Source organism: Tatumella citrea (assembly GCF_002163585.1).
GTDB lineage: Bacteria > Pseudomonadota > Gammaproteobacteria > Enterobacterales > Enterobacteriaceae > Tatumella > Tatumella citrea.
The window spans coordinates 4,140,932-4,163,377 of sequence record NZ_CP015579.1; the positions used below are offsets into that span (position 1 = coordinate 4,140,932).

The 22,446-nt window shown below is 50.5% G+C and carries 16 protein-coding genes; 7 read left to right on the top strand and 9 right to left on the bottom strand.

Annotated elements, in window-relative coordinates:
• Nucleotides 1–51: 51 nt before the first annotated feature.
• Both rsmJ and prlC read right to left on the bottom strand, forming a co-directional pair.
• Nucleotides 52–819, bottom strand: coding sequence for a 16S rRNA (guanine(1516)-N(2))-methyltransferase RsmJ (rsmJ, locus tag A7K98_RS19645; protein ID WP_257789951.1), 768 nt, complete (start codon nt 817–819; stop codon nt 52–54).
• 7 nt (nt 820–826) lie between these two features.
• Complete coding sequence (prlC, locus tag A7K98_RS19650) at nt 827–2,869, bottom strand: oligopeptidase A (RefSeq protein WP_087490054.1); 2,043 nt, start codon at nt 2,867–2,869, stop codon at nt 827–829.
• 330 nt (nt 2,870–3,199) lie between these two features.
• Here prlC and A7K98_RS19655 point away from each other — a divergent pair, with 330 nt between their 5' ends.
• Nucleotides 3,200–4,042 carry a 23S rRNA (adenine(2030)-N(6))-methyltransferase RlmJ gene (locus A7K98_RS19655; protein ID WP_087490055.1) on the top strand — a complete coding sequence of 281 codons (843 nt, stop codon included), beginning with the start codon at nt 3,200–3,202 and terminating at the stop codon, nt 4,040–4,042.
• 5 nt (nt 4,043–4,047) lie between these two features.
• On the opposite strand, the gene rnz is transcribed toward A7K98_RS19655, so the two are convergent.
• Nucleotides 4,048–4,956 carry a ribonuclease Z gene (gene rnz / locus A7K98_RS19660; RefSeq protein WP_087490056.1) on the bottom strand — a complete coding sequence of 303 codons (909 nt, stop codon included), beginning with the start codon at nt 4,954–4,956 and terminating at the stop codon, nt 4,048–4,050.
• 197 nt (nt 4,957–5,153) lie between these two features.
• Here rnz and gorA point away from each other — a divergent pair, with 197 nt between their 5' ends.
• Complete coding sequence (gorA, locus tag A7K98_RS19665) at nt 5,154–6,506, top strand: glutathione-disulfide reductase (protein WP_087490057.1); 1,353 nt, start codon at nt 5,154–5,156, stop codon at nt 6,504–6,506.
• Nucleotides 6,507–6,594: 88 nt separating this feature from the next.
• Here gorA and A7K98_RS19670 read toward each other — a convergent pair whose 3' ends face one another.
• A complete protein-coding gene (locus A7K98_RS19670; protein ID WP_407703091.1) occupies nt 6,595–7,086 on the bottom strand; it encodes a helix-turn-helix domain-containing protein in 492 nt (163 codons plus the stop codon).
• Nucleotides 7,087–7,280: 194 nt separating this feature from the next.
• Nucleotides 7,281–8,612: an aspartate aminotransferase family protein gene (locus A7K98_RS19675; RefSeq protein WP_087490058.1), complete on the bottom strand. Its 1,332-nt coding sequence runs from the start codon at nt 8,610–8,612 to the stop codon at nt 7,281–7,283.
• 100 nt (nt 8,613–8,712) lie between these two features.
• Here A7K98_RS19675 and A7K98_RS19680 point away from each other — a divergent pair, with 100 nt between their 5' ends.
• The gene (locus A7K98_RS19680; RefSeq protein WP_087490059.1) at nt 8,713–9,621 is read left to right on the top strand and encodes a LysR family transcriptional regulator; all 909 of its coding nucleotides are present in this window, start codon (nt 8,713–8,715) and stop codon (nt 9,619–9,621) included.
• A gap of 9 nt (nt 9,622–9,630) precedes the next feature.
• On the opposite strand, the gene A7K98_RS19685 is transcribed toward A7K98_RS19680, so the two are convergent.
• Together A7K98_RS19685 and A7K98_RS19690 are read right to left on the bottom strand one after the other, a co-directional pair.
• Entirely contained in the window at nt 9,631–10,947 is a 1,317-nt protein-coding gene (locus A7K98_RS19685) for a CitMHS family transporter (RefSeq protein WP_087490613.1), read from the bottom strand.
• 467 nt (nt 10,948–11,414) lie between these two features.
• Nucleotides 11,415–11,570, bottom strand: a complete 156-nt coding sequence (locus A7K98_RS19690; RefSeq protein WP_087490060.1) for a YlcI/YnfO family protein — start codon at nt 11,568–11,570, stop codon at nt 11,415–11,417.
• A 998-nt stretch (nt 11,571–12,568) separates the two neighbouring features.
• Here A7K98_RS19690 and A7K98_RS19700 point away from each other — a divergent pair.
• The 4 genes from A7K98_RS19700 (at nt 12,569) to A7K98_RS19715 (ending at nt 19,215) form a co-directional block, all read left to right on the top strand.
• The gene (locus tag A7K98_RS19700; protein WP_087490062.1) at nt 12,569–14,194 is read left to right on the top strand and encodes an NAD-dependent malic enzyme; all 1,626 of its coding nucleotides are present in this window, start codon (nt 12,569–12,571) and stop codon (nt 14,192–14,194) included.
• A 77-nt stretch (nt 14,195–14,271) separates the two neighbouring features.
• The gene (locus A7K98_RS19705) at nt 14,272–15,936 is read left to right on the top strand and encodes an aspartate:alanine exchanger family transporter (protein ID WP_087490063.1); all 1,665 of its coding nucleotides are present in this window, start codon (nt 14,272–14,274) and stop codon (nt 15,934–15,936) included.
• Nucleotides 15,937–16,037: 101 nt separating this feature from the next.
• Nucleotides 16,038–17,909, top strand: coding sequence for a sensor histidine kinase (locus tag A7K98_RS19710; protein WP_087490064.1), 1,872 nt, complete (start codon nt 16,038–16,040; stop codon nt 17,907–17,909).
• Nucleotides 17,902–19,215: a sigma-54-dependent transcriptional regulator gene (locus tag A7K98_RS19715; RefSeq protein WP_087490065.1), complete on the top strand. Its 1,314-nt coding sequence runs from the start codon at nt 17,902–17,904 to the stop codon at nt 19,213–19,215. The genes A7K98_RS19710 and A7K98_RS19715 overlap by 8 nt, the downstream gene beginning before the upstream one ends.
• Before the next feature lie 59 nt (nt 19,216–19,274).
• Here A7K98_RS19715 and A7K98_RS19720 read toward each other — a convergent pair whose 3' ends face one another.
• Together A7K98_RS19720 and A7K98_RS21755 are read right to left on the bottom strand one after the other, a co-directional pair.
• A complete protein-coding gene (locus tag A7K98_RS19720; RefSeq protein WP_087490066.1) occupies nt 19,275–21,425 on the bottom strand; it encodes a TonB-dependent siderophore receptor in 2,151 nt (716 codons plus the stop codon).
• Nucleotides 21,426–21,550: 125 nt separating this feature from the next.
• A complete protein-coding gene (locus tag A7K98_RS21755; protein ID WP_407703127.1) occupies nt 21,551–21,952 on the bottom strand; it encodes a helix-turn-helix transcriptional regulator in 402 nt (133 codons plus the stop codon).
• Between the last annotated feature and the right edge of the window lie 494 nt (nt 21,953–22,446).

Below are 22,446 nucleotides of genomic sequence, written 5' to 3' on the forward strand. Positions count from 1 at the left end.
GGCCCTGTCAGGAATATCGCCGGATGCTGATGTTGTCCAGCGAAATTATCTTTACTCAGCAGGCACTTCCGGGGCCAGCGAAGGATAAATATCAAACCGGTGACTTTTAGTCACCACCGCCGAAGATGTCGGCACCCCGTCCAGTGGCTCCGCATAATCCGGGCGTTTGACGACTATCCGTTTCTTAGCCAGCAGACGCGCAGGCTGCAGCAAACCATCCGCATCCTCATCAGCTCCCACCAGCGACTGAAAAACCCGCATCTCCTTTTTCACCATGGCACTCTTTTGCCGGTGCGGATACATCGGGTCAAGGTAAACCACATCTGGCCGCGGAGAGATTTCGCTCAGTGCCTGGTGACTGGTCGCATGAATCAGTGACAGCCGTTGTTGCAGCCAGGGACCTATCTCTGCATCCCGGTAACCACGCTGCAGACCGTCTTCCAGCAATGCTGCCACCACCGGATGGCGTTCCAGCATACGCACCCGGCATCCGGCCGCCGCCAGCACAAAAGCATCACGCCCTAACCCCGCAGTGGCATCCACCACATCCGGCAGATAGTTGCCTTTAATCCCGACCGCTTTGGCCACCGCTTCACCACGACCTCCGCCAAACTTGCGCCGGTGAGCCATTGCCCCCGAGACAAAATCGACGTAGATACCGCCAAGTTTTGGTTCATCACGCTTGCGAAGCTCCAGATGGGTTGGAGTCATCACCAACGCCATAACCGCCTGTTGGTCATGGGTCAGCTGCCAGCGTTCGGCTAAAACAGATAAGGCGCCGTCTCCGGCGCCTGTTTCATCTATCAGACAAATCTTCACCCGTGGATTATCCCTGGATACCGTAATGCTCCAGCATCGCATCCAGTTGTGGTTCGCGACCACGGAAACGGCTGAACAGGACCATTGGCTCCTCAGAACCACCGCGGCTCAGGATATTGTCGAGGAATGACTGACCAGTTTCGCGGTTAAAAATACCTTCCTCTTCAAAACGTGAGTAGGCATCTGCCGCTAACACATCTGCCCACAGATAGCTGTAGTAGCCCGCCGCGTAACCTCCGGCAAACACATGGCTGAAGGCATGCGGGAAACGTCCCCAGGATGGTGACGGCACAACTGATACCTGCTTTTTCACTTCCTGCAGGGTTTCCAGCAAACGAGCGCCTTTTGCCGGGTCATATTCAGCATGCAGGCGGAAGTCAAACAGACCGAACTCCAGCTGACGCAGGATAAACATAGCGGCATTATAATTTTTCGCTGCCAGCATTTTCTCCAGCAATTCCTGAGGTAACGGCTCTCCGGTTTCATAATGCCCGGAGATAAATGCCAGTGCTTCCGGCTCCCAGCACCAGTTTTCCATAAACTGGCTTGGCAGCTCGACGGCATCCCATGGCACACCACTGATTCCGGATACACCGGCTGTTTCGATTTCAGTCAGCATATGGTGCAGACCATGCCCGAACTCATGGAACAGAGTAATCACTTCATCATGAGTAAACAGTGCCGGTTTGCCATTTAATGGCCGGTTAAAGTTACAGGTCAGGTAGGCAACTGGTTTTTGCAGTGAACCATCGGCTTTACGCATCCGTCCGACACAGTCATCCATCCACGCACCGCCGCGTTTGTGCTCACGCGCATACAGATCCAGATAGAAACTGCCGCGCAATTCACCGGTTTCATCATACAGTTCAAAGAAACGCACATCCGGATGCCAGACATCAATATCCTTGCGCTCTTTGGCGGTGATTCCGTAAATGCGTTTCACCACTTCAAACAGGCCACTGACCGCTTTATTTTCCGGGAAGTAAGGGCGCAACTGTTCGTCGCTAATGGTATACAAATGCTGTTTTTGCTTCTCGGCGTAGAAAGTAATATCCCACGGTTCCAGCGTATCGACGTTATAGTGGGTTTTCGCAAACTCACGCAGCTGAGCCAGTTCTTTCTCACCCTGTGGCCGTGCACGTTTTGCCAGATCAGCCAGGAAATCCAGTACATGTTGTGGCGATTTCGCCATTTTGGTCGCCAGCGATTTTTCAGCGAATGAACCGAAACCTAACAGCTGAGCGAACTCGTGGCGCAGCGCAAGTTCTTCTTCGATCAGCGGGCCATTATCCCATTTGCCGGCATTCGGCCCCTGGTCTGATGCACGGGTGCTGTAAGCACGGTACATCTCTTCACGCAGTGCCTGGTTTTCACAGTAGGTCATCACCGGCAGGTAGCTGGGAATATCCAGCGTCAACAGCCAGCCTTGTTGTTCTTTAGCTTCAGCCTGCGCTTTGGCGGCGGCCAGTGCGCTTTCCGGCATTCCGGCCAGCTCGCTTTCATCGGTGATCAGTTTGCTCCAGCCCATGGTCGCATCCAGCACATTATTGCTGTAGGCCGCGCCGATTTCTGACAGCCGGGAGGCAATCTCGCCATAGCGTTGCTGTTTGTCTTTAGGCAAACCGATACCGGATAACTCAAAATCACGCAGTGCGTTATCTACCGCTTTTTTCTGTGCGGTATTCAGAGAGGCATAGCTGTCACCCTGTTTCAGACTGACATACGCCTGATACAGACCTTCATGCTGTCCTACCCAGGTGCCATATTCTGATAATAATGGCAGTACCTGCTCATAAGCTTCGCGCAATTCAGGGCTGTTTTTCACCGAGTTAAGATGGCTGACCGGTGAAAACAATCGGCCCAGTCGGTCATCGGTCTCAGACAGCGGCTCACATAACGTTTTCCAGGTGTAGGGACCGCCCTGTGCTACTACTTTTTCGACAGTTGCACGACAGTCCTGCAGTGCCTGAGTGACCGCCGGAACAACATGTTCAGGCTTAATCAACGAAAACGGCGGCAGTGTGAACGAGGTCAGTAACGGGTTAGTCATAGCTCAATCCTGTTGATGTTAGAGGCGCTCTGCATGCGCAATATGATCAGGATGGGGTCAGAACAACAGAAAATCAATCTTCCCCGCCCACAGGAACAAGGAATCAGACTGCCAGGTCTTCAGATTAGCCGGTTAACCGGCAGAAAATCTGCCCCGGTAACCACAGGATAAATCGCGGCCTTTACTACTGCCCGACAGCCAATACTGCTATACTCGGCGCCCCGGTGAAGCAATGCTGCCGGACAGGCTGGAATTTGTCTCTGCCGTGAGGATGTGACGATAGCCGGGTTTGCACCTCACAGAACAAAAGATTTTACAAAGGTTAACAACATGCTGAGCTATCGTCATAGTTTCCACGCAGGTAATCATGCGGATGTTCTCAAACATACCGTTCAGAGCCTGATCATTCAGTCATTACAGGAAAAAGATAAACCCTTTCTTTATCTGGATACTCATGCCGGGGCTGGCCGCTATCTGCTGGGCAGTGAACATGCTGAGCGTACCGGCGAATATCTGGAAGGAATTGCCCGAATCTGGCAGCACCCTGAAGCCCCGCAACAGTTACAGCCTTATCTGTCGGCCGTTAATGCCCTGAATCGCTCTGGTAAGCTTAAGTATTACCCTGGCTCACCATTGATTGCCCGCCATTTGCTGCGCCCGCAAGATTCAATGCAGCTGACAGAACTGCACCCGTCTGATTTTCCGCTGTTGCGTAATGAATTTCTGAAAGATGAACGGGCACAGCTGTCCCGTTCCGACGGTTATCAGCAACTGAAATCAAAGCTGCCTCCTGCTTCAAGGCGCGGTCTGATACTGATCGATCCACCTTACGAGATAAAAACCGACTATCAGGCCGTTGTCGCCGGGATTCAGGAAGGCTACAAACGCTTTGCCACCGGCGTTTATGCGCTGTGGTATCCGGTGGTATTACGTCAGCAAATCAAACGTATGATTAATGAATTGCAGGCCACTGGCATTAAACGCATTCTGCAAATTGAACTGGCCGTTCGCCCGGACAGCGATCAGCGCGGAATGACAGCGTCAGGAATGATTGTAATAAACCCGCCGTGGAAGCTGGCCTCTGATATGGAAGCCGTGCTGCCGTGGCTGCACCAGCAACTGGTGCCTGCGGGTACGGGTCATACCCTGGTAGGATGGATCGTTCCGGAATAACCGGTTCAGATTTCAAATACCGAAAAGTCGTTTGCCAGCTCAGTTGCAGGAAAGACTGACTGGCATTCGGCCAGCAACCGCGGCAGATCCTGAGCGCCATAACGCGAACTGAAATGTGTGGCAATCAGCCGCTTTGCTCCGGCATCACTGGCTGCCTGCGCCGCCTGTAGGGTTGTGGAGTGCCCGCGACCATTCGCTTTCTCTGCCATTGAAGCTTCCAGCGTCGTTTCATGCACCATCACATCAACATTCGCCGCCAGACTCAGGCTTTCGCTGCAGGGTGCTGTATCGCCGAAAATAGCCACTGATTTACCTTTTACCGGCGGTCCAAGATAATCTTTGCCATCCACCTGGCGTCCGTCAGGTAACGTGATGGTTTCGCCCTGTTTCAGTTGCTGAAACCACGGGCCGGTAGGAATCCCATCCGCTTTCAGCCGTGGTGCATCCAACAATCCCGGCTTGTCATATTGTTCAATACGATAGCCAAAACAGGGTACGACATGATTTAACGGGTAAGCTGTCACCCGGTACTCACCGTTATCCACAATGACCCCGCCTTCAATTTCGATAATCTCCAGTGGGAAGCTGACCCAGGAGCTGCTGAGCGACAGAGCATTATCGACAAATGCCTGAATTCCGGGCGGGCCATAGATGGTCAGTGGCTGACTGATGCTACCCATAGAACGGCTGGTCAACAGCCCCGGCAGACCAAAGATATGATCACCATGCAGATGAGTAATAAAGATTTTTTCCAGCTTGCCGGGTTTAAGCGCACTGCGCATATACTGGTGCTGGGTGGCTTCACCGCAGTCAAACAGCCAGTCTCCTGCAGCCGGTAAAGTCAGGGCAATTGCCGTGACATTTCGTTGCAGGCTGGGAGTTCCTGCACAAGTGCCCAGAAAGGTAAGGTACATGATATGCTTCCGCAAGTTCAGTCAGACCAGTTCGCATCCTATCACAACTATAGGTGCAAACTTTGCGGCATTTGCCTGAGTCGCGTTACACTGGATGACATAGATGACAGTACAGCAGATACAGCCTTACCTCTTCGGTGGCTGGCCGGCTTTCCGGTCCCATGCTCTGCTTAACCCGAAACGGACGGACTTTTTCAATGACTAAACATTATGACTATCTTGCTATTGGCGGCGGCAGTGGCGGTATTGCCTCGATTAACCGTGCAGCAATGTATGGGAAAAAATGCGCCCTGATTGAAGCCAAAGAGCTGGGCGGTACTTGTGTCAACGTCGGTTGCGTGCCGAAAAAAGTCATGTGGCACGCAGCACAAATCTCCGAAGCCATTCGTTTGTATGGCCCTGACTATGGTTTTGATACCACCATTAATCATTTTGACTGGGCGACGCTGGTAAAAAGCCGTAGTGCCTATATCGACCGTATCCACACCTCTTATGACAACGTGCTGGGGAAAAATAAGGTTGATGTGATTAAAGGTTTTGCACGGTTTATCGATGCACACACCGTAGAAGTTAACGGTGAGCAGATCACTGCTGACCACATTCTGATCGCCACCGGCGGACGTCCGAGCCACCCCGATATCCCGGGTGCTGAGCTGGGAATTGATTCAGACGGTTTCTTTGAACTGGATGCTCTGCCGAAACGCGTCGCCGTGGTCGGTGCCGGTTATATTGCTGTAGAGATTGCCGGTGTGGTAAACGGACTGGGTGCCGAAACTCATCTGTTCGTCCGTAAACAATCTCCGCTGCGCCAGTTTGATCCAATGCTGTCTGAAACGCTGGTAGAAGTGATGAATGCCGAAGGCCCGTCACTGCACACTCACTCAGTGCCGCAGAAAGTAGAAAAGAATGCCGATGGCAGTCTGACTCTGAGCCTGGAAAATGGCGACCAGTTTACCGTCGACTGTCTGGTATGGGCGATTGGTCGTGAGCCAGCCACCGATAATCTGAACCTGCAGGCCAGTGGTGTTGCACTGAATGAGCAGGGTTACATTGTGGTGGATAAATTCCAGAATACCAATGTCGCGGGTGTCTATGCGGTGGGCGATAACACTGGCGCAGTGGAGCTGACTCCGGTCGCTGTTGCTGCAGGACGTCGTCTGTCAGAACGCTTATTTAACAACAAACCGGATGAGCATCTGGATTACAGCAACATCCCGACGGTAGTATTTAGCCACCCGCCAATCGGCACCGTGGGGCTGTCTGAACCTGAGGCGCGGGAGCAATACGGTGATGAAGCCGTCAAAGTCTACAAATCATCATTTACTGCGATGTATACCGCTGTCACCAGCCACCGCCAGCCGTGCCGGATGAAACTGGTTTGCGTGGGCCCGGAAGAAAAAATTGTCGGTATCCACGGCATCGGTTTTGGGGTGGATGAGATGTTGCAGGGCTTTGCGGTCGCACTGAAAATGGGTGCCACTAAAAAAGACTTCGACAACACCGTGGCTATCCACCCGACAGGCGCCGAAGAATTTGTCACCATGCGTTAAGTGTCAGGCCGCTGTCTGAAAAAGGCCCGTAACTGAACTGCACCCCAAAAGTTGGTCACCCAACTGAGTAAGGTGCAGTTTTTTATGCTCAGCGTCCTGTATCACTCCGCCGCTGGGCTGCCCGGGTTATGTGATGTCGCTTTACTGCATTACCTTTTGGCATTTTACCCGCCACATTCAGTAACCGCAGGAATGTCGGGCATTCCATATGTGAAGATGCCGGACAGTCCGCCACATGACGCAGAGTATTGCGCAGCACCGTAAGCTGCTCTATCTGCCGGTCCAGTTCATCGGCTTTCTGGTGTAGCTTTTCCCTCGGCAGATCTAACGCACGGTCCTGACCAAACATCCCGGCAAGCTCTTCCAGCGAAAACCCTGCCAGTTGTCCCATCGATATCAGACGGAGCTGTAGCAAGACTTCCGGCAGAAACTGACGCCGTAAACCATGTCGTGCTACCGATGAAATCAGCCCCAGCTTTTCATAATGCCGCAACGCCGAAGGCGTATTCCCGCTCCTGCTGGCTACTTCACCAATATCCAGATACACCATCTCTGACCTCATACCGACAGTAAATTGCAAACTGATACTCCGGATAATTTAAGCAGGATGCCCACAGGATGGAACAGAAATCTGAAAATGACGCGAAGGAGGCCCTGGCCACATAACGTTGCCGGAGGAAAGAGCGTCAGTTTTGCTTAGGGCCATAAAACACAGGCCGGGTATTAACCCGGCCATCAGGATGTTCTTCAGAAAGCTACTGACGCGCTACCCTGTCAGGCGATCTGATGCAGAGATTCACCCACTGCATCGAACAAGCGATCCAGTTCTTCAGGGCGGGTATTAAACATCGGGCCAAACTGTAAGGTATCGCCGCCGAACCGGACATAAAACCCGGCTTTCCATAATGCCATTCCTGCATCGAATGGCCGGATTACCGCATCTCCGTCACGAGGTGCCAGCTGAATAGCCCCAACCAGCCCGCAGTTACGAATATCGATCACATTCGGGCAGCTGCGCAGATTATGCAGCGCGCTTTCAAATACCGGTGCCAGCTCGGCTGACTGAGCAACCAGATTATCTTTCTCCAGCAGTTCCAGAGTCGCCAGTCCGGCGGCACAGGCAACCGGATGCCCGGAGTAAGTGTAGCCATGTCCGAACTCTACTGAATGTTCCGGCAATGCCTGTGACATATAGGTGTGATAGATTTCACTGCTGGCAACCACCCCACCCATCGGGATCGCGCCGTTGGTGATTTGTTTGGCAAAATTCAGAATATCCGGTGTAACACCAAAGTATTCAGCTCCAGTCCAGCGACCCATCCGGCCAAATCCGGTGATGACCTCATCAAAAATCAGCAGAATATTGTGTTGATCGCAGATTTCACGAAGCCGTTGCAGATAGCCTTGCGGCGGAATGATTGCTCCAGCCGATCCGGACAACGGTTCAACAATGACTGCGGCAATGTTGGAAGCATCATGCAGTTCAATCAGCTTCAACATCTCGTTAGCTAATTCCACTCCGCCAGTTGCGGCCATACCCGGCGTAAAAGCCTGATCGGTTTGCAGGGTATGTGGCAGATGGTCAACATCCATAAACTGACCAAACATCTTACGGTTACCACCGATCCCGCCAAGGCTGGTTCCGGCAATATTGACGCCATGATAACCACGGGCGCGGCCGATAAATTTGGTTTTCGCCGGCTGCCCTTTAGCACGCCAGTAACCACGAGCCATTTTGACCGCAGTGTCGGCAGATTCTGAGCCTGAGCCGGTGAAAAATACATGATTCAGATCACCAGGCATACGCTCTGCAATCTTCTCTGCCAGTTTAAATGACAGCGGATGTCCGTACTGAAAGGCCGGAGCATAATCCAGTGAACCGAGCTGTTTGGCTACCGCTTGCTGGATCTCACTGCGACAGTGCCCGGCACCACAGGTCCAAAGTCCTGACAGGCTGTCAAACAGTTGACGCCCTTTATCGTCGGTCAGCCAGCGCCCCTGCGCAGAGACAATAAAACGCGGGTCGCGTTGAAAGTTACGGTTAGCACTGAATGGCATCCAGTGAGACTGCAAATTAAGAGCAGAAGTATCAATTGACTCAGACATGGTGATTCCTCATAAACTAGATTAAGAACAGTTTGCAATCAATCGATAGTTAAGTTAAATCCATAAAACCATATCTTTAGTTATAGAAATACTTACCTATATGAAAAGCTTATCCCTTGCCCGGGTCAGTGACTTTGACCTTAAATTGCTGAGGATTTTCCGGACAGTCGCTGGCTGTGGCAGCTTTTCTGCCGCTGAAGGAATACTGGGGATTTCCCGCCCGGCAATCAGTCAGCATATGAGTGATCTGGAAAAGCGTCTGGGAATGCGGCTATGTCAGCGTGGTCGGGGAGGATTTTCTCTCACCGCTGAAGGGCGGGAAGTGTTGCAGCTCAGCGAAACCATGATGGCTTCTATCGAGACATTCCGTCAGCAGGTCAACCAGATGCACAAGCAACTGCGCGGTGATTTCAATATCGGTATTATCAATAATCTGGTCACCCAGCCAATGATGAAACTCACTCATGCGCTGGAGAGTCTGCGTAGCCAGGGACCGGGGATTCATATTTCACTGACCATGACCACCCCTACCGAAATTGAGCAGGCTCTGATGGATGGCCGCTATCATGTGGGCGCCCTGCCTTTGACTTCCCCGCTGTCAGGGCTGGATTATCTGCCGTTATACGAGGAAAAATCGTCGCTGTATTGCAGCCATACACATCCACTTTTTTATCGTGGTGATGAAATCGCTCCGGGTGAATTACACCGTTATGACGCCATCGCTCCGGCCGAACGAATGACGGCCGAAACCGTCCGCCTGCATCAGTTGCTGAACTGTACAGCCACCGCATCTGACCGGGAAGGTATCGCTTTTCTGATCCTCACCGGGCGCTTTATTGGCTTTTTGCCGGATCATTATGCCGCCCACTGGCAGGAAAAAGGTCTGATGCGACCAGTCGCACCACAACTGCTACATTTCACCCATACCATCGCGCTGGCAACCCGCAAAGGGCGGCAGCCTAATGCTATCCTGCAGCTGTTTATTGATTCCCTTTCTGCTGCTGAATAATTTTCGTGCTTACCCCTGATGGTAAACCGGGATAGCACCAAAGATAATTCCACCTACCAACAATGCCAGACTGATGAAGATCCCCCACTTGATAGAAAAACGTTGGTGGTCTCCGATGTCTACTTTGGCCAGACCGACCAGCAGATAGACCGAAGGAACCAGTGGGCTCAGTAAATGGAATGGTTGTCCGACAATCGAAGCTCTGGCAATTTCCTCTGCTGAAATCCCATACCCTTCTGCAGTCTGAGAAATCACCGGCAAAATGCCGAAGTAAAACGCGTCATTTGACATAAAAAAGGTAAACGGCAGACTGATCAGCGCAGTGAAAATAGCAAGGTACGGCCCAAAGCTATGTGGAATGACAGATAACAGGCTTTTCGCCATCGCATCGACCATCCCTGTCCCCGATAAAATTCCGGTAAAAACCCCTGCGGCAAAAATTAACGAGGTTACTGCCAGTACGTTACCGGCATGTGCGGCAATTCTCTCTTTCTGCTGTGCAAGAGAGGGGTAATTCAGCATCGCAGCGACAGCAAATGCCAGCATAAACAGGATCTGAATAGGCAACGTCCCCATCACCAACATCACCAGTAACACCGTCGTCAGTATCAGGTTTGGCCAGAACATTTTTGGCCGGAGATGTTCTGAGCCGGATTCGTCGTCTGGCATCCCTGAAGCAGCAGAGTCTGTAAACAAGTTTTCAGGCGATATAACGCCCAGCCGACGACGCTCCCGCAGGCCAAACCACACCGCCACCCCTACCAGTGAACAGCAAGCCAACAGCATGGCAGGTATCATTGGGATAAAGATATCCAACGCATCAATTCTGAGGGCTGCTGCTGCCCGGGCGGTAGGGCCTCCCCACGGTGACAGATTCATAATGCCACTGGCCAGATTAACCAGACAGGTCATTGCCAGGATATTCATCCCCAGTTTGCGGTACAGTGGTAAAAAGGCAGCAATAGCAATCATATAGGTCGTTGAACTGTCTCCGTCGAGTGAAACCAGCAGGGTCAGAATAGCAGTCCCGGCCAAAACTCTTAACGGATCCCCCCGGACGATTTTCAGAATAAAGCGAACCAGTGGGTTAAACAGCCCGGCATCAATCATCAGACCAAAGTAAAGGATGGAGAATGTCAGCATGACTCCGGTCGGGGCCAGTTTTTTTACCCCATCCAGCATCATCTCACCTAGCCCCTGATAAAATCCCCCTGCCAGTGCAAAAAGAGTTGGCACGATGATCAAGGCAATCAGAGCCGACATCCGTTTAGTCATGATCAAATACATAAAGCAGACGACCATTGCAAAACCCAGCACAGTTAACACAATAAAACCCCCGACATTACTCAATAAATCCCACGGATACCTGCCCAGTTACCGGTTTACTGACCTGCCTTTACTGAGAAGGCTTATCTCTGATGAAATAATTTGAAATAATCAGACGCAACAGAAACAACTTAGCAACATATTGTAACAATAGAGCAACTTAACCTCTGAAAATCGAGGTGCATCATGTTTTGGCCATACGGAGCAGAATATTTGTGAGCCAGATCGGCTCAGATAAAAAATGATCGGGGGTTAAACAGGGCAAGACCGTGTGCGGGAAAGCGATGCTGCTATAGCGATGAAACCGGTATCATTTGGCGGGTATCAACGACGATACCAGAGAGAAATCTGTTCTGGCAGAACTTCTGATGGGTTCCGGACAATTCCCTCCGTCCGGGAAAACAGTCACAGCACGATTGTAGTACCTACAGGATAGCCACAATAATACCGGTAGCGGCTCTGAAAGATCAGGTGCTCTTTCTCAGCCGGATACGACAGGCTTCGATTACCCAGGCAGAAAAGTTTTCGCTGCTCTCTTTCTTCAACGATTCCTGAATATCCTCCAGCATATGGTGCGGAAAACGAATATGTTTAGCGCGTGTCTTTGAGGTGCTCATTTTCATTACTTACTATTCCTTTAACCCTTTGCTAACATTGATTTAGTATTTATGACCAAAATAGAACAAATACATAATATTCTGACAATATTAAGAATGTACAAAATTCTAAAGAATTATAAATTCAGATGAAACCCACCAGGCAAAAAATGTGAAAAAACGGTAATTCACGTCATAAAGCAGCATAAATAACCAGATTCGCAACGGTGCAATTTTATTTGTAGTGAGATCATTGTATCTCTCCGGTATTTCAGGCTACCAGGGCGTGGACTGCAAGCGTCTGGCACTGACCGGTAATAACAAAATTTACCGGGTTTCACTGCAACTGTGGCGTCATCCTGAGCTATTACAGCAGATTTTAATATTTCGATTAATGAATTTTTGTTCCAGAGAATGTTACCTACAGGATATCAGCAGCTGCCACCACGACAGATATCTCTCTGACTGGCGCTATCGCCCCGACAGATAAACAGCTAACTGAAGCCCCAAAATACTCCCCTGTATCGCCTTTCAGGTGTGTCTGATCACCTGGTAACATCCTGCAGGACGGAAAACCGGAAAAACTGCAGGTACTTTTCCGGCAGAGACTGATCATTCTGCCGATAGATGTTCGAAAAACGTCCGGAAGAAATATTTTCGATCTTCGGCCTGAAAATTATTTAAAAAAAAATCTTCCACCTATGAAACGCAAAATAATCGTCTATTTCCGGTTTAGCCTGAAGCTTATAAAAATGCTAAATATCGCGATTGTATTTTAACGTTGGGCTTCAGTTTTATACATTAATTTAACCTGGCCCAACGTATAAAAAATATTCCCTGCCGGTTATCCAGCAGTAAATTAGTTTGAATTTCCGGAATTCCGGACTTTCCCTGAAGACTTAAAATAAAAAACCCATATTTTTCATAAGGGTATTTTAAAGTAAACATTGGTACGCCAGTTGCAATAGATACCAGCGTGAGTGTTATTCAATGATTTTAATTCTATTGTTTACAGGAGCTATATCATGTCTATGGAAACTACAACTCTTTCCGGTATCGATTTACTGCATAATGCGGCCAATAATAAAGGCACCGCGTTTAATGAACAGGAGCGTAAAAATAACGGCCTGGAAGGGTTATTGCCTCCTTCTGTAGAATCTCTCGACCTTCAGGTACGTCGTGTACTGAATCACCTGGACAGTAAAAAAGATGATCTTGAGCGTTATATTTATCTGATTGGCCTTGAAGAACGTAATGAAGTGGTGTTTTACAAAACAGTCATGTCTGATCCGAAACGCTTCATCCCGATCCTGTATGATCCAATCGTTGCGGACGCCTGTCTGGAATTCGGCCACATCTATCGTCGGCCACGCGGAATGTATATCACCCGCCATATGAAAGGCCGTATGGCCGAAGTACTGAAAAACTGGCCGGTAAAAGATGTCCGTTTTATTTGTGTTTCTACCGGCGGACGCATTCTGGGTCTTGGTGATATTGGTGCGAATGGTATGGGCATTCCTATCGGTAAACTGCAGCTTTACACTGCCTGTGCCGCAGTTCCTCCGGACTGTTTGCTGCCAGTATTATTCGATATTGGTACCACTAATGAAAAACTACGTGCCGATCCACTGTATCTGGGTACCCGCGAAGCTCCGGTCAGTGAACAGGAACTGGATGAACTCACTGAAGAGTTTGTACAGGCCGTACAAACCGTATTCCCGGGTTGCTGTATCCATTTCGAAGACTGGAAAGGTACCGACGCTATTCGCTATCTGGACCGTTATAAAGATAAAGTTCTGTGTTACAACGATGATATTCAGGGCACTGCCAGCGTCGCTCTGGCAGGTATCGCCAGCGCGATGAACATTACTGGCGCGAATCTGGCAGAGCAACGGGTGCTGTTCTATGGTGCCGGCTCAGCAGGTATCGGTATTGGTAAACTGATTTGTGCCGAACTGCAGGATTTAGGCCTTTCTGAAGAGCAGGCCCGCTCCCGGATCGCTTATATGGATATCAACGGGCTGATCGAAACCTCCCGCCAGGATCTGACCCCGGAACAACGGCAATTTGCGCTGAATGCTCAGCCTACCCGTGATTTGGTTCAGGTGATTGAAGATTTCAAACCAACCATTCTGTTCGGCGTCAGTACCAGTGCTGGTGCCTTTACCCGGCCAGTGGTAGAAAAAATGAGCGAGATTAACTCACGCCCTGTTATTTTTGCACTTTCCAACCCCACCAGCAAAGTTGAATGTACTGCTGAACAGGCTTACCTGTGGTCAAAAGGCCAGGCGCTGTTTGCTGCCGGTGTCCAGTTCCCTGAATTTGAAATGAATGACAAAACATTCTGGCCGGGTCAGGCAAATAATTTCTATATTTATCCTGCTATTGGCCTGGCCACCTACGCAGCCAGACCACTGCTGTTAAATGATGAATGTTTTATTGTTGCCGCCCATGCCACTGCTGAACAGGTGACACCTGAAATGCAGAAAAAAGGCATGTTATACCCAAGCCAGGACAATATTCTGGAAACAGAAATCACCACTGCCGTGCGTATTATTGAATATATGTTCGACAGTGGACTGGCACAGGCTGAACGTCCGGCGAATATCCGCAGCTGGCTGGAAGCCATGCTTTATAAACCTCACTATTAATTTCACCGTTCAGGTTTAGTTCAGGGACCGTTTTGCGGGGCGCTCATCCGCCCCGTTTTTTCCATCAGGAGAAAATCATGAACTTCTTTATTTCTACTCTGCATGAAAACCCCGATATTGCCATTTACCTGACTCTGGCATTAGGTGCATGGTTTGGTACATTCAAAATCCGAAAATTCAGCCTCGGGGTGGTGACCAGTACTTTAATTGCCGGCCTGCTGATCGGTCAGCTCGGCTTACATATTTCCCCGGTCATGCAAGCAACATTTTTTGATATGTTCCTGTTTGCCGTGGGTTATGCTGTCGGACCGGAATTTATCCGCGCACTGAAAAGTGATGGATTACCTCAGGTGATCTTTACCGTGATCATCTGCTTATCCGGACTGGGTACCGCGCTGATCTTAGGTAAAATTTTCCACTATGACACTGCACTGACTGCCGGATTGCTCTCCGGTGGGTATACCAACTCGACTGTCCTTGGCGTGGCTTCCAGCGTCATGTCGCAAAATGCCGCTGCTGCTGCTGCCCTGCTCCCGGTAGCCTACGCAGTCACCTACCCGTTCGGTACTGCAGGTTCTGCATGGTTTCTGGCCACCCTTGGCCCTAAACTGATGGGAATTAACCTGCCCGAAGCCTGCAAGGATTATGAAAAAACCCATAGCCATCATCAGGAAATTAAATACTCCGCTTACAACGCCCACGTTGCCCGTGCTCTGACCATAGAAAATCCGGACTTTGATCAAAAAACAGTGGCACAGGCAGAGGAAATGCTGGGTCACAAAGTGTTTATCCGCCGTATTCGTTATCAGCCACAGTCTCCGGTCATTCAGTGTGAAGCAGAGACAGTGCTGACCTGCGGTGCAGAAATCATCGCCTCAGGCAGTCTGCAGGATATCGTTGCCAGTCAGTCACTGATCGGCCCGGAAAGTGCTGACATTAATCTGCTGAATTTTGCCACTGAGAAACTGGACATTGTGCTGAGTAAACAGGCGGCACGTGGTAAAACCCTCGGCGATTTGCTGTACAACGAGTTCAGCCGTCCCGGCCACGGTATTTTTCTGCTGTCAGTGACCAGAGCGGATGAAATTCTGCCACCGGATATCGATTTAGCACTAAAAGCTGGCGATGTACTTACAGTGAAAGGCGCAGGCAAAGATGTGGCGGAACTGGCGGCCAAAACCGGTTATGCCGACCGTAACACTAACAGTTCTGATTTAATGTTTATGTGCGCCGGTATTGCAATTGGTTGTCTGATTGGCGCTATTACCATCCATGTCGGCGGTATTCCGTTAAGCCTCGGAACCAATGTCGGTGCGATTGTCGCAGGGGTGATTTGCGGATACATCCGGTCTGTAAAACGTACCTTTGGTAAAATCGCTAATCCCGCTATCTGGTTACTGAACAATCTGGGTCTGAATGGTTTTATTGCTATTGTCGGTATTAATGCCGCTTCCGGCTTTATCGGCGGGCTGAAACATTACGGATTACCCTTATTTATCTGTGGGATCATTGTTACACTGGTACCGCTAATACTGGGGCTGATACTGGGACGCTATGTGTTCCGTTTTCATCCGGGAATTTTGTTTGGCGTCTGTGCCGGTGCCCGTTCTACCACCGCTGCACTGGGAGCCATACAGGATGCAGCTAAAAGCAGCGTACCGGCGATTGGTTACACTGTCGGCTATGCCGTTTCGCGTCTGGTGATGGCGGTGTTGACCATCGTCCTGCTCAATATTTATTGAGTTACGCCATCACCCCTGAAAGGCAGTAGAGGAACCGGCCGTCAGAACTTAAGCTGACGTCCGGTTCCGTACAACACAATGAGTCAGCAGGACACCGGGTGATGCTTCAGCAACAGAATAAACGCTCTGCCGCTAATGGTTTTTTTAACTTCTCTCGTAACAGCCTGATACTACTGTTGATTATGTCACTCGCCATTCTGCTGGCCGACTGGCTGAGCTATCATTATCTGTTACCGGTGATGCTGGAAAATACCAGCACACAAATCCGGAATAACCTGCAACGTAAAATTAATATCTTCGAACGAAATCTGGATAAATATCGCTACCTGCCACTGACTCTGGCAATTGACAGCGATTTGCAAAATTATCTTATCGCACCGCAAACCATACCTTATCAGCAGGTCAGTCAGAAACTGCGCGATATCAGCCAGGCGATTGGTGCCGACCAGGTATTCCTTGCTTCAACCTCAGGTATTATTGTCGCGTCGGAGCAGTCTTCCGGGCCAAATGCATTACGTGGCCATGATATTTCCTTCCGCCCTTATTTCCGCGAGGCCGTCAGTGGCAAAGTGATGACATTTTATGCGGTGGGGACCACGGAAAATATGCCCGGCTATTATCTTTCAACCCGCATGACCGTCAGAGGGAAAAATATTGGCGTACTGGTTCTAAAAATCAATATGGACCAGCTATTTATCGCCGATGCACCGGCCAGTGAGCCGCTGACACTTTCCGAGGCCAGCGGGATCATTATTACTTCTAATATACCTGACTGGAAATATCACACCCTGGGGGTAGCAGAAGCTAAAGATTTGCAAACCGTCGCCAATACCCGGCAGTTTGGGGGTTATAAGATTTCACCTTTACCCGGAGTGAGCCTGGATAATCATCTGCCAGGATTCAGTATCTTAACTATAAACGGCCAGCGCTATCTGGCCTCCCGCGCGGCGCTCCCCGGCACCAGTATGTATTTAACCGGTATGCAGCCCGTCCAGCCGGTGTATCGCGATATCTGGCTAAGAATTGCCTTGCTGGATAGCATACTGACCTCCCTGATTTTTTTCGGCTATCTGGTCAGCCAGCGAATTAAGCTAGTACGTAAGATAGCGGAGAATAATAACGCGATAAAAAACGCCTACAATAATCTGGAAATACTGGTGGCGGAGAGAAGCCGTGAACTACAGACCAAAAACCTCGAATTAGAAAATGAGATTGCGGAACGGCTGGGCTTTGAAGAGCGGGAACGCAATCTGCAAAAAGAACTGATACGCACAGAAAAGCTGGCGGTCATCGGACAGCTGTCGGCTGGCCTGGCGCATGAAATCAATCAGCCACTGGCTGCTATCCGCGCCTATTCAGAAAATACCCTGATTTTTCTGCAACGGGGGAATACTCAGGCGGTCGGCGAAAACCTGGTCCGGATTGCAGCGTTGATTGACCGTATCGGTGTGCTGACCGGCCAGTTACGCTCTTTCGCCAGACCCTCAGATGAGACCATCAGCCAGGTCAGGTTGAGCCACTGTATTGATAATGTGATGATGCTACTGAAACACCGGCTGGAAAAAAAACAGATAGTGACACATAAAGATTTTCCGCCTGACGAAATCTATGCCCAGTGCAATGGTCTGCGGCTCGAACAGGTACTGGTCAATCTGCTGGCCAACGCTATTGATGTACTGGATAGCAGTCAACACCCGACCATTTCGTTGCGGCTGTTCCGTTATCATTCTGAAGCTATTATTGAAGTATCCGATAACGGGCCGGGTCTGTCCGCAGAGATTATTGACCATATTTTCGAACCCTTTTTTACCACGAAAACCACCACCGGCCTTGGACTGGGGCTGGCAATTTCAGCAGATATTATTAAAAGTTTTCATGGCAATCTGAGCGCAGATAACCTGGCCAGTGGAGGGGCCAGGTTTACCATCAGGCTGCAGCTCAGTCCGCAACAGCAGGAGAATCTCATTGGCTGATTATGATGTATTAATTATTGAGGACGATGAATCGGTCCGTACCAGCTGTATTCAGTCACTTGAGCTTGAGGAGATCGCTGCTGTCGGTGCAGAGTCGGTCGAAGAAGCAAAAAAAATGCTCCCGCCAGCCTTTTCCGGCGTCATTATCACGGATTTGCGGCTGCCTGGACTGAGTGGTATGGATTTCCTGCAACAGATGCAGTCAGCCGGTTCGCAAATACCGTTCATTATTATCACCGGACATGGCGATATTCTGACGGCCGTGGAAGCAATGCGCAGTGGCGCCTATGACTTCCTGCCTAAGCCGTTTTCCCCACAAACATTGATTCAGCAGGTCCGCCGGGCACTGGAAAAACGCAGGCTGACTCTGGAGGTTGAACAACTGCGCCAAAAGCTGGCGCATGTCAGTGACCTGGATAGCCGATTCATCGGCCACGCACAGCCAATGTGTGAATTACGGGAAACGGTCAGAAATATTGCCGCTACCCCTGCTAACGTGCTGATTCACGGAGAAACCGGCACCGGTAAAGAGCTGCTGGCTCGCTGTATCCATGACCTGAGTGGCAGGCCCGGTAATTTCGTCGCCCTTAACTGTGGGGGCCTGCCGGAAACCCTGTTTGACAGCGAGATTTTTGGTCATGAACGCGGTGCTTTTTCCGGTGCGACTCAAAAACGGATTGGTAAAATTGAATATGCTCACGGAGGAACACTGTTTCTTGATGAGATAGAAAGTATGCCGATGGCCATGCAGATTAAGCTGCTGCGGGTACTTCAGGAACGAATGATCGAACGACTGGGGTCTAATCAGCCGATCCCTGTCGATATCCGGGTGATTAGTGCGACCAAAGCAGACCTTGCATTACTGGCTGAACAGGGGGGTTTTCGCGCTGACCTGAATTTCCGTCTGAACGTAATTGAATTGCCTATACCGCCACTGCGCGAACGCCGGGAGGACATCCCGTTGTTATTTAAATACTTCTCTGAAGTCGCCGCCACGACCTTTGGTCGTGAAGTCCCGCATATTGATATGGTAAAAATGCAAAATTACCTGAGCTGGCCCTGGCCGGGTAATGTCCGTGAATTACGTAATGAAGCAGAACGCTGTGTACTGGGAATGACCGGAGAAGCCGGTCGCCACGGTTCTGACAGTGTGCTGACACTACCAAAAATGGTAGAGCATTTCGAAAAAGACCTGATTGTGTCTGAATTAAATAAACATCACGGTAATGTCTCTCAGGCAGCAGAAGCTCTGGGGATCGCTAAAAGTACCTTATTTGATAAAGTCAAAAAATACGCCTTGTTATAGCCTGACAGCGGCCAGCCTTTTCCCGGCCAGCCGCTACAAGGTTCATTTCCACAGAACAATCAGAAATGGTAACTGGCTCCCATCTGCCAACTGCGGTCACGGCCAATCCAGCAATAACTGCTGCTGTAACAAGTGAAAGTCATCTTATTCGTCAGGTTCTGGGCGCCGGCTTTCAGCGTCAGACCTTTCAGTGATGAGCTCAGCACACCCATATCGTAGCTGATGGCCAGATCGTACTGAGTATTACCTCCGACAGGCGGTAATGAGTTATCTTCCGTAATCTCACTTTTCCCGGAATAACGCAAACCTGCACCCAGCATCAGACCATTCAGCACACCGTGACTAAAGGTGTAATCGCCCCACAGATTAAAGCTGTTTAACGGCACCTGGGTGGCGCGTTTGCCCTGATAATAGTCATCTTTGGTATTCACCGCATGGGTATAAGCATAATTGGCAATGATTTTCACATTGTCCGTTGGCCGGCTGACTACACCGAACTCCGCGCCTTTAGAGGTAACCTCTCCGGTCTGCCGGTAGTTAAGTAACCCGGCTGAAGTGTAGGTATAGTCGCTCGTCAGAACGTTTTTCTCTTTGATCTGGAAGACCGACGCTGTCAGCGTGGTGGCATAGTCCGACAGCAGATATTTTATCCCACCTTCCAGTTGCTTGCTGGTCGTGGCTTTGGCTTCGCTGGCAGTCAGAGTCCCCTGCGGTGACACCGGCAGGAAACCTTCGGAATAACTCAGATAAGGCGCAATCCCGTTGCTGAACTGATACAGCGCCCCTAACCGTTTGGTGACTTTATGCTGATCAATAGAGGCTTTGCTGCCGCCATCCAGATAATCAGTGGTGGTTGACTGGTAATCGTCATAACGGGCGCTGGCCAGCAGATTAAGACCACCATATTCCAGCTGATCCTGCAGATAATAACCACGCTGGTTGAAACTGAGGCGATCATTAGTCGCGGTATACAGGTCCAGGTTGCTACTGGTGACCTGACTGTAATCAGGGTCCAGCATATTGAGGGAAGGATACTGAGTACCATATCGCCAGGTCATATGGGAATTCAGATGCTGATAGTCAAACCCGGCCAGCAGATGGTTCTGCCAGTCACCAAAGCTAAAGGTTTTGGTCAGTTGGTTATCAATATTAAAGCTGTCGACACTTTCATCGGTAGTGTAACCAAACCGCGACAGGTCGGTATCACTGCTGCCGGTACCCGTGGCATAAATACTGCGCTGATGGCTGTCGAGGGTGAAATAGCGGGCACGCTGTACCACTCCCCAACCACTGTCGAACTGATGTTCAAAACTGTAACCCAGCATCCCTTCACGCTGTTTAAATCCGCTCCAGTGGTCACCGGCATAAGAACGGCGCGACGCATATCCGCTTTGCAGATAGGCCAGTGGCAGTGGGTTCGATGGGGTCAGGCTGGGCATATCTTCGTATAACGCACTCAGCGTCAGCCGTGTTTGAGAGTCCGGGTGCCAGCTGACTGACGGAGCTATCAGATAACTTTCGTGCTTAGTGGTGACTGCCTGGTCATTGCCTTCACTGCCTTTGGCAATCAGCCGGTAATCCCAGTTGCTGTCTGCAATACGCCCGGTCGAATCGATATAGCCTTCTTTAAGACTACGGTTGCCGGTAGTGAAACCGATATCAGTGCTCTGTTGGGACTGTGGCTGTTTGCCCTGAATATTCACCAGGCCACCCGGGGAGGCATTACCATACAGAACAGAAGAAGGCCCTTTCAGAATATCGACTTTATCAATCAGAATTGGATCGATGAACGCTTTGGTATTTCCTGCCACATTGTAGGGCAGTTCCAGACCATCAAAATACTCGTGCTCAGCATCGAAACCACGAATCTTATATTCGCTCATATAAGTGGTAGAACCACGCAGTTCTGTGGAAACGCCCGCCTCGTAGCGCAGAATTTCATTCAGCGAATTGGCATGGCGCTTTTCAATTTCCTGATGGCTAATCGAATCCGCAGCCTGCGGGGTCCGGCTTTCCGGAACCGCCGATTTGGTTGCACTGTTAATGTAAGGAGCGACTGTATTCTGTTGGTCGCCCTGGTTGCCGCTGGCCGTCACCACTAAGGTGTCGGTGGTCGCCGCCTGAACCGCAGGCGCCAGTGCTAATGCGGTAGTCACCGCCAGAGCGCAACAATGCAGACGAAAGTGTGCTACCTTAACTTGCCTTGCCATAAAAAATATCACCGTTTCTTATTGTCAGTAGACGCCTATTATTGCGTTGTTCGGCGACCTGGCGACTATGCCTGGTGACAGGTTGCGTATGGCAAACGACAAAAACCGATTTCCCTGGCAAAAATTTACGCGCGGAAGGCCAGTTGTGAGGTCAGATGACTCGGGCTGACACCATAGCGCCGCCGGAATGCTGTGGCAAAATTGGTAGCATGCTGATAGCCAGACATCCAGGCCGCCTGCTGCACACTGTAACCCTGTTGCAGATAACGACGCGCCAGTGCCAGCCGGCAATCACGCAGATAATTGAACACTGAGTCTCCGTACGCCTGGCGGAATTTACTTCGCAGGCTACTGCTGCTCATGGCAGCCGTTTTGGCCAGAGATTCCAGCGAATGATTTTTTTCCGGGCTGGATTCCAGTAACTGCCGCACCGCTTCCAGCCGGTAATGATCACCAGGCAGTGTCAGAAAACGTGACGCCTCCGGCTGGCTCAGTTGGTTCAGTGTCAGCCCCAGTAACTGCAACATCAGCCCTTCCAGCATCAGCTCTCTGGCGACCAGCGTCGCCTGACGGCTGATCGCAAAACGCATACTTACCCGCATATATTCAGGCAGATTCCAGACCGCAACAGGGGTAGTAGTGCGTTGCCAGCTTTCCAGCAGAGACGACAGCGGTTGTGGAGGCTGACATTGTGCAGGGCTAATGCCCAGTGAAACCGTCACCAGCCGTTGATCTTTCTGATGGCTGGCGGAGAGGATAGATTGCCTGCCAAGCCGGGTGCTCAGAGCTGTACCCGGTGACATCCGCACAGGTTTACCGTTAAGTCGCAAATCCACATGCCCGTCCAGCACGACCAGCAGATAGAGAGGTGAACTTCCCACTGAGGTTGATTCATAAGGCTGAAGAATTTGCAGATCAGAATGGGTCACACTCATTCCGGAGGCCAGCCGCCACTCTTCCACATGTCCCCTGACGACATCGCTACTTTCATCTTCATCCCCGTCAGGAAAACGGTAGTCGA

Coding starts and splice junctions, on each gene's coding strand:
- prlC (WP_087490054.1), bottom strand. CDS start 2,869: ATGACTAACCCGTTACTGACCTCGTTCACACTGCCGCCGTTTTCGTTG.
- A7K98_RS19655 (WP_087490055.1), top strand. CDS start 3,200: ATGCTGAGCTATCGTCATAGTTTCCACGCAGGTAATCATGCGGATGTT.
- rnz (WP_087490056.1), bottom strand. CDS start 4,956: ATGTACCTTACCTTTCTGGGCACTTGTGCAGGAACTCCCAGCCTGCAA.
- gorA (WP_087490057.1), top strand. CDS start 5,154: ATGACTAAACATTATGACTATCTTGCTATTGGCGGCGGCAGTGGCGGT.
- A7K98_RS19675 (WP_087490058.1), bottom strand. CDS start 8,612: ATGTCTGAGTCAATTGATACTTCTGCTCTTAATTTGCAGTCTCACTGG.
- A7K98_RS19680 (WP_087490059.1), top strand. CDS start 8,713: ATGAAAAGCTTATCCCTTGCCCGGGTCAGTGACTTTGACCTTAAATTG.
- A7K98_RS19690 (WP_087490060.1), bottom strand. CDS start 11,570: ATGAAAATGAGCACCTCAAAGACACGCGCTAAACATATTCGTTTTCCG.
- A7K98_RS19700 (WP_087490062.1), top strand. CDS start 12,569: ATGTCTATGGAAACTACAACTCTTTCCGGTATCGATTTACTGCATAAT.
- A7K98_RS19705 (WP_087490063.1), top strand. CDS start 14,272: ATGAACTTCTTTATTTCTACTCTGCATGAAAACCCCGATATTGCCATT.
- A7K98_RS19710 (WP_087490064.1), top strand. CDS start 16,038: ATGCTTCAGCAACAGAATAAACGCTCTGCCGCTAATGGTTTTTTTAAC.
- A7K98_RS19720 (WP_087490066.1), bottom strand. CDS start 21,425: ATGGCAAGGCAAGTTAAGGTAGCACACTTTCGTCTGCATTGTTGCGCT.
- A7K98_RS21755 (WP_407703127.1), bottom strand. CDS start 21,952: ATGTTGCAGTTACTGGGGCTGACACTGAACCAACTGAGCCAGCCGGAG.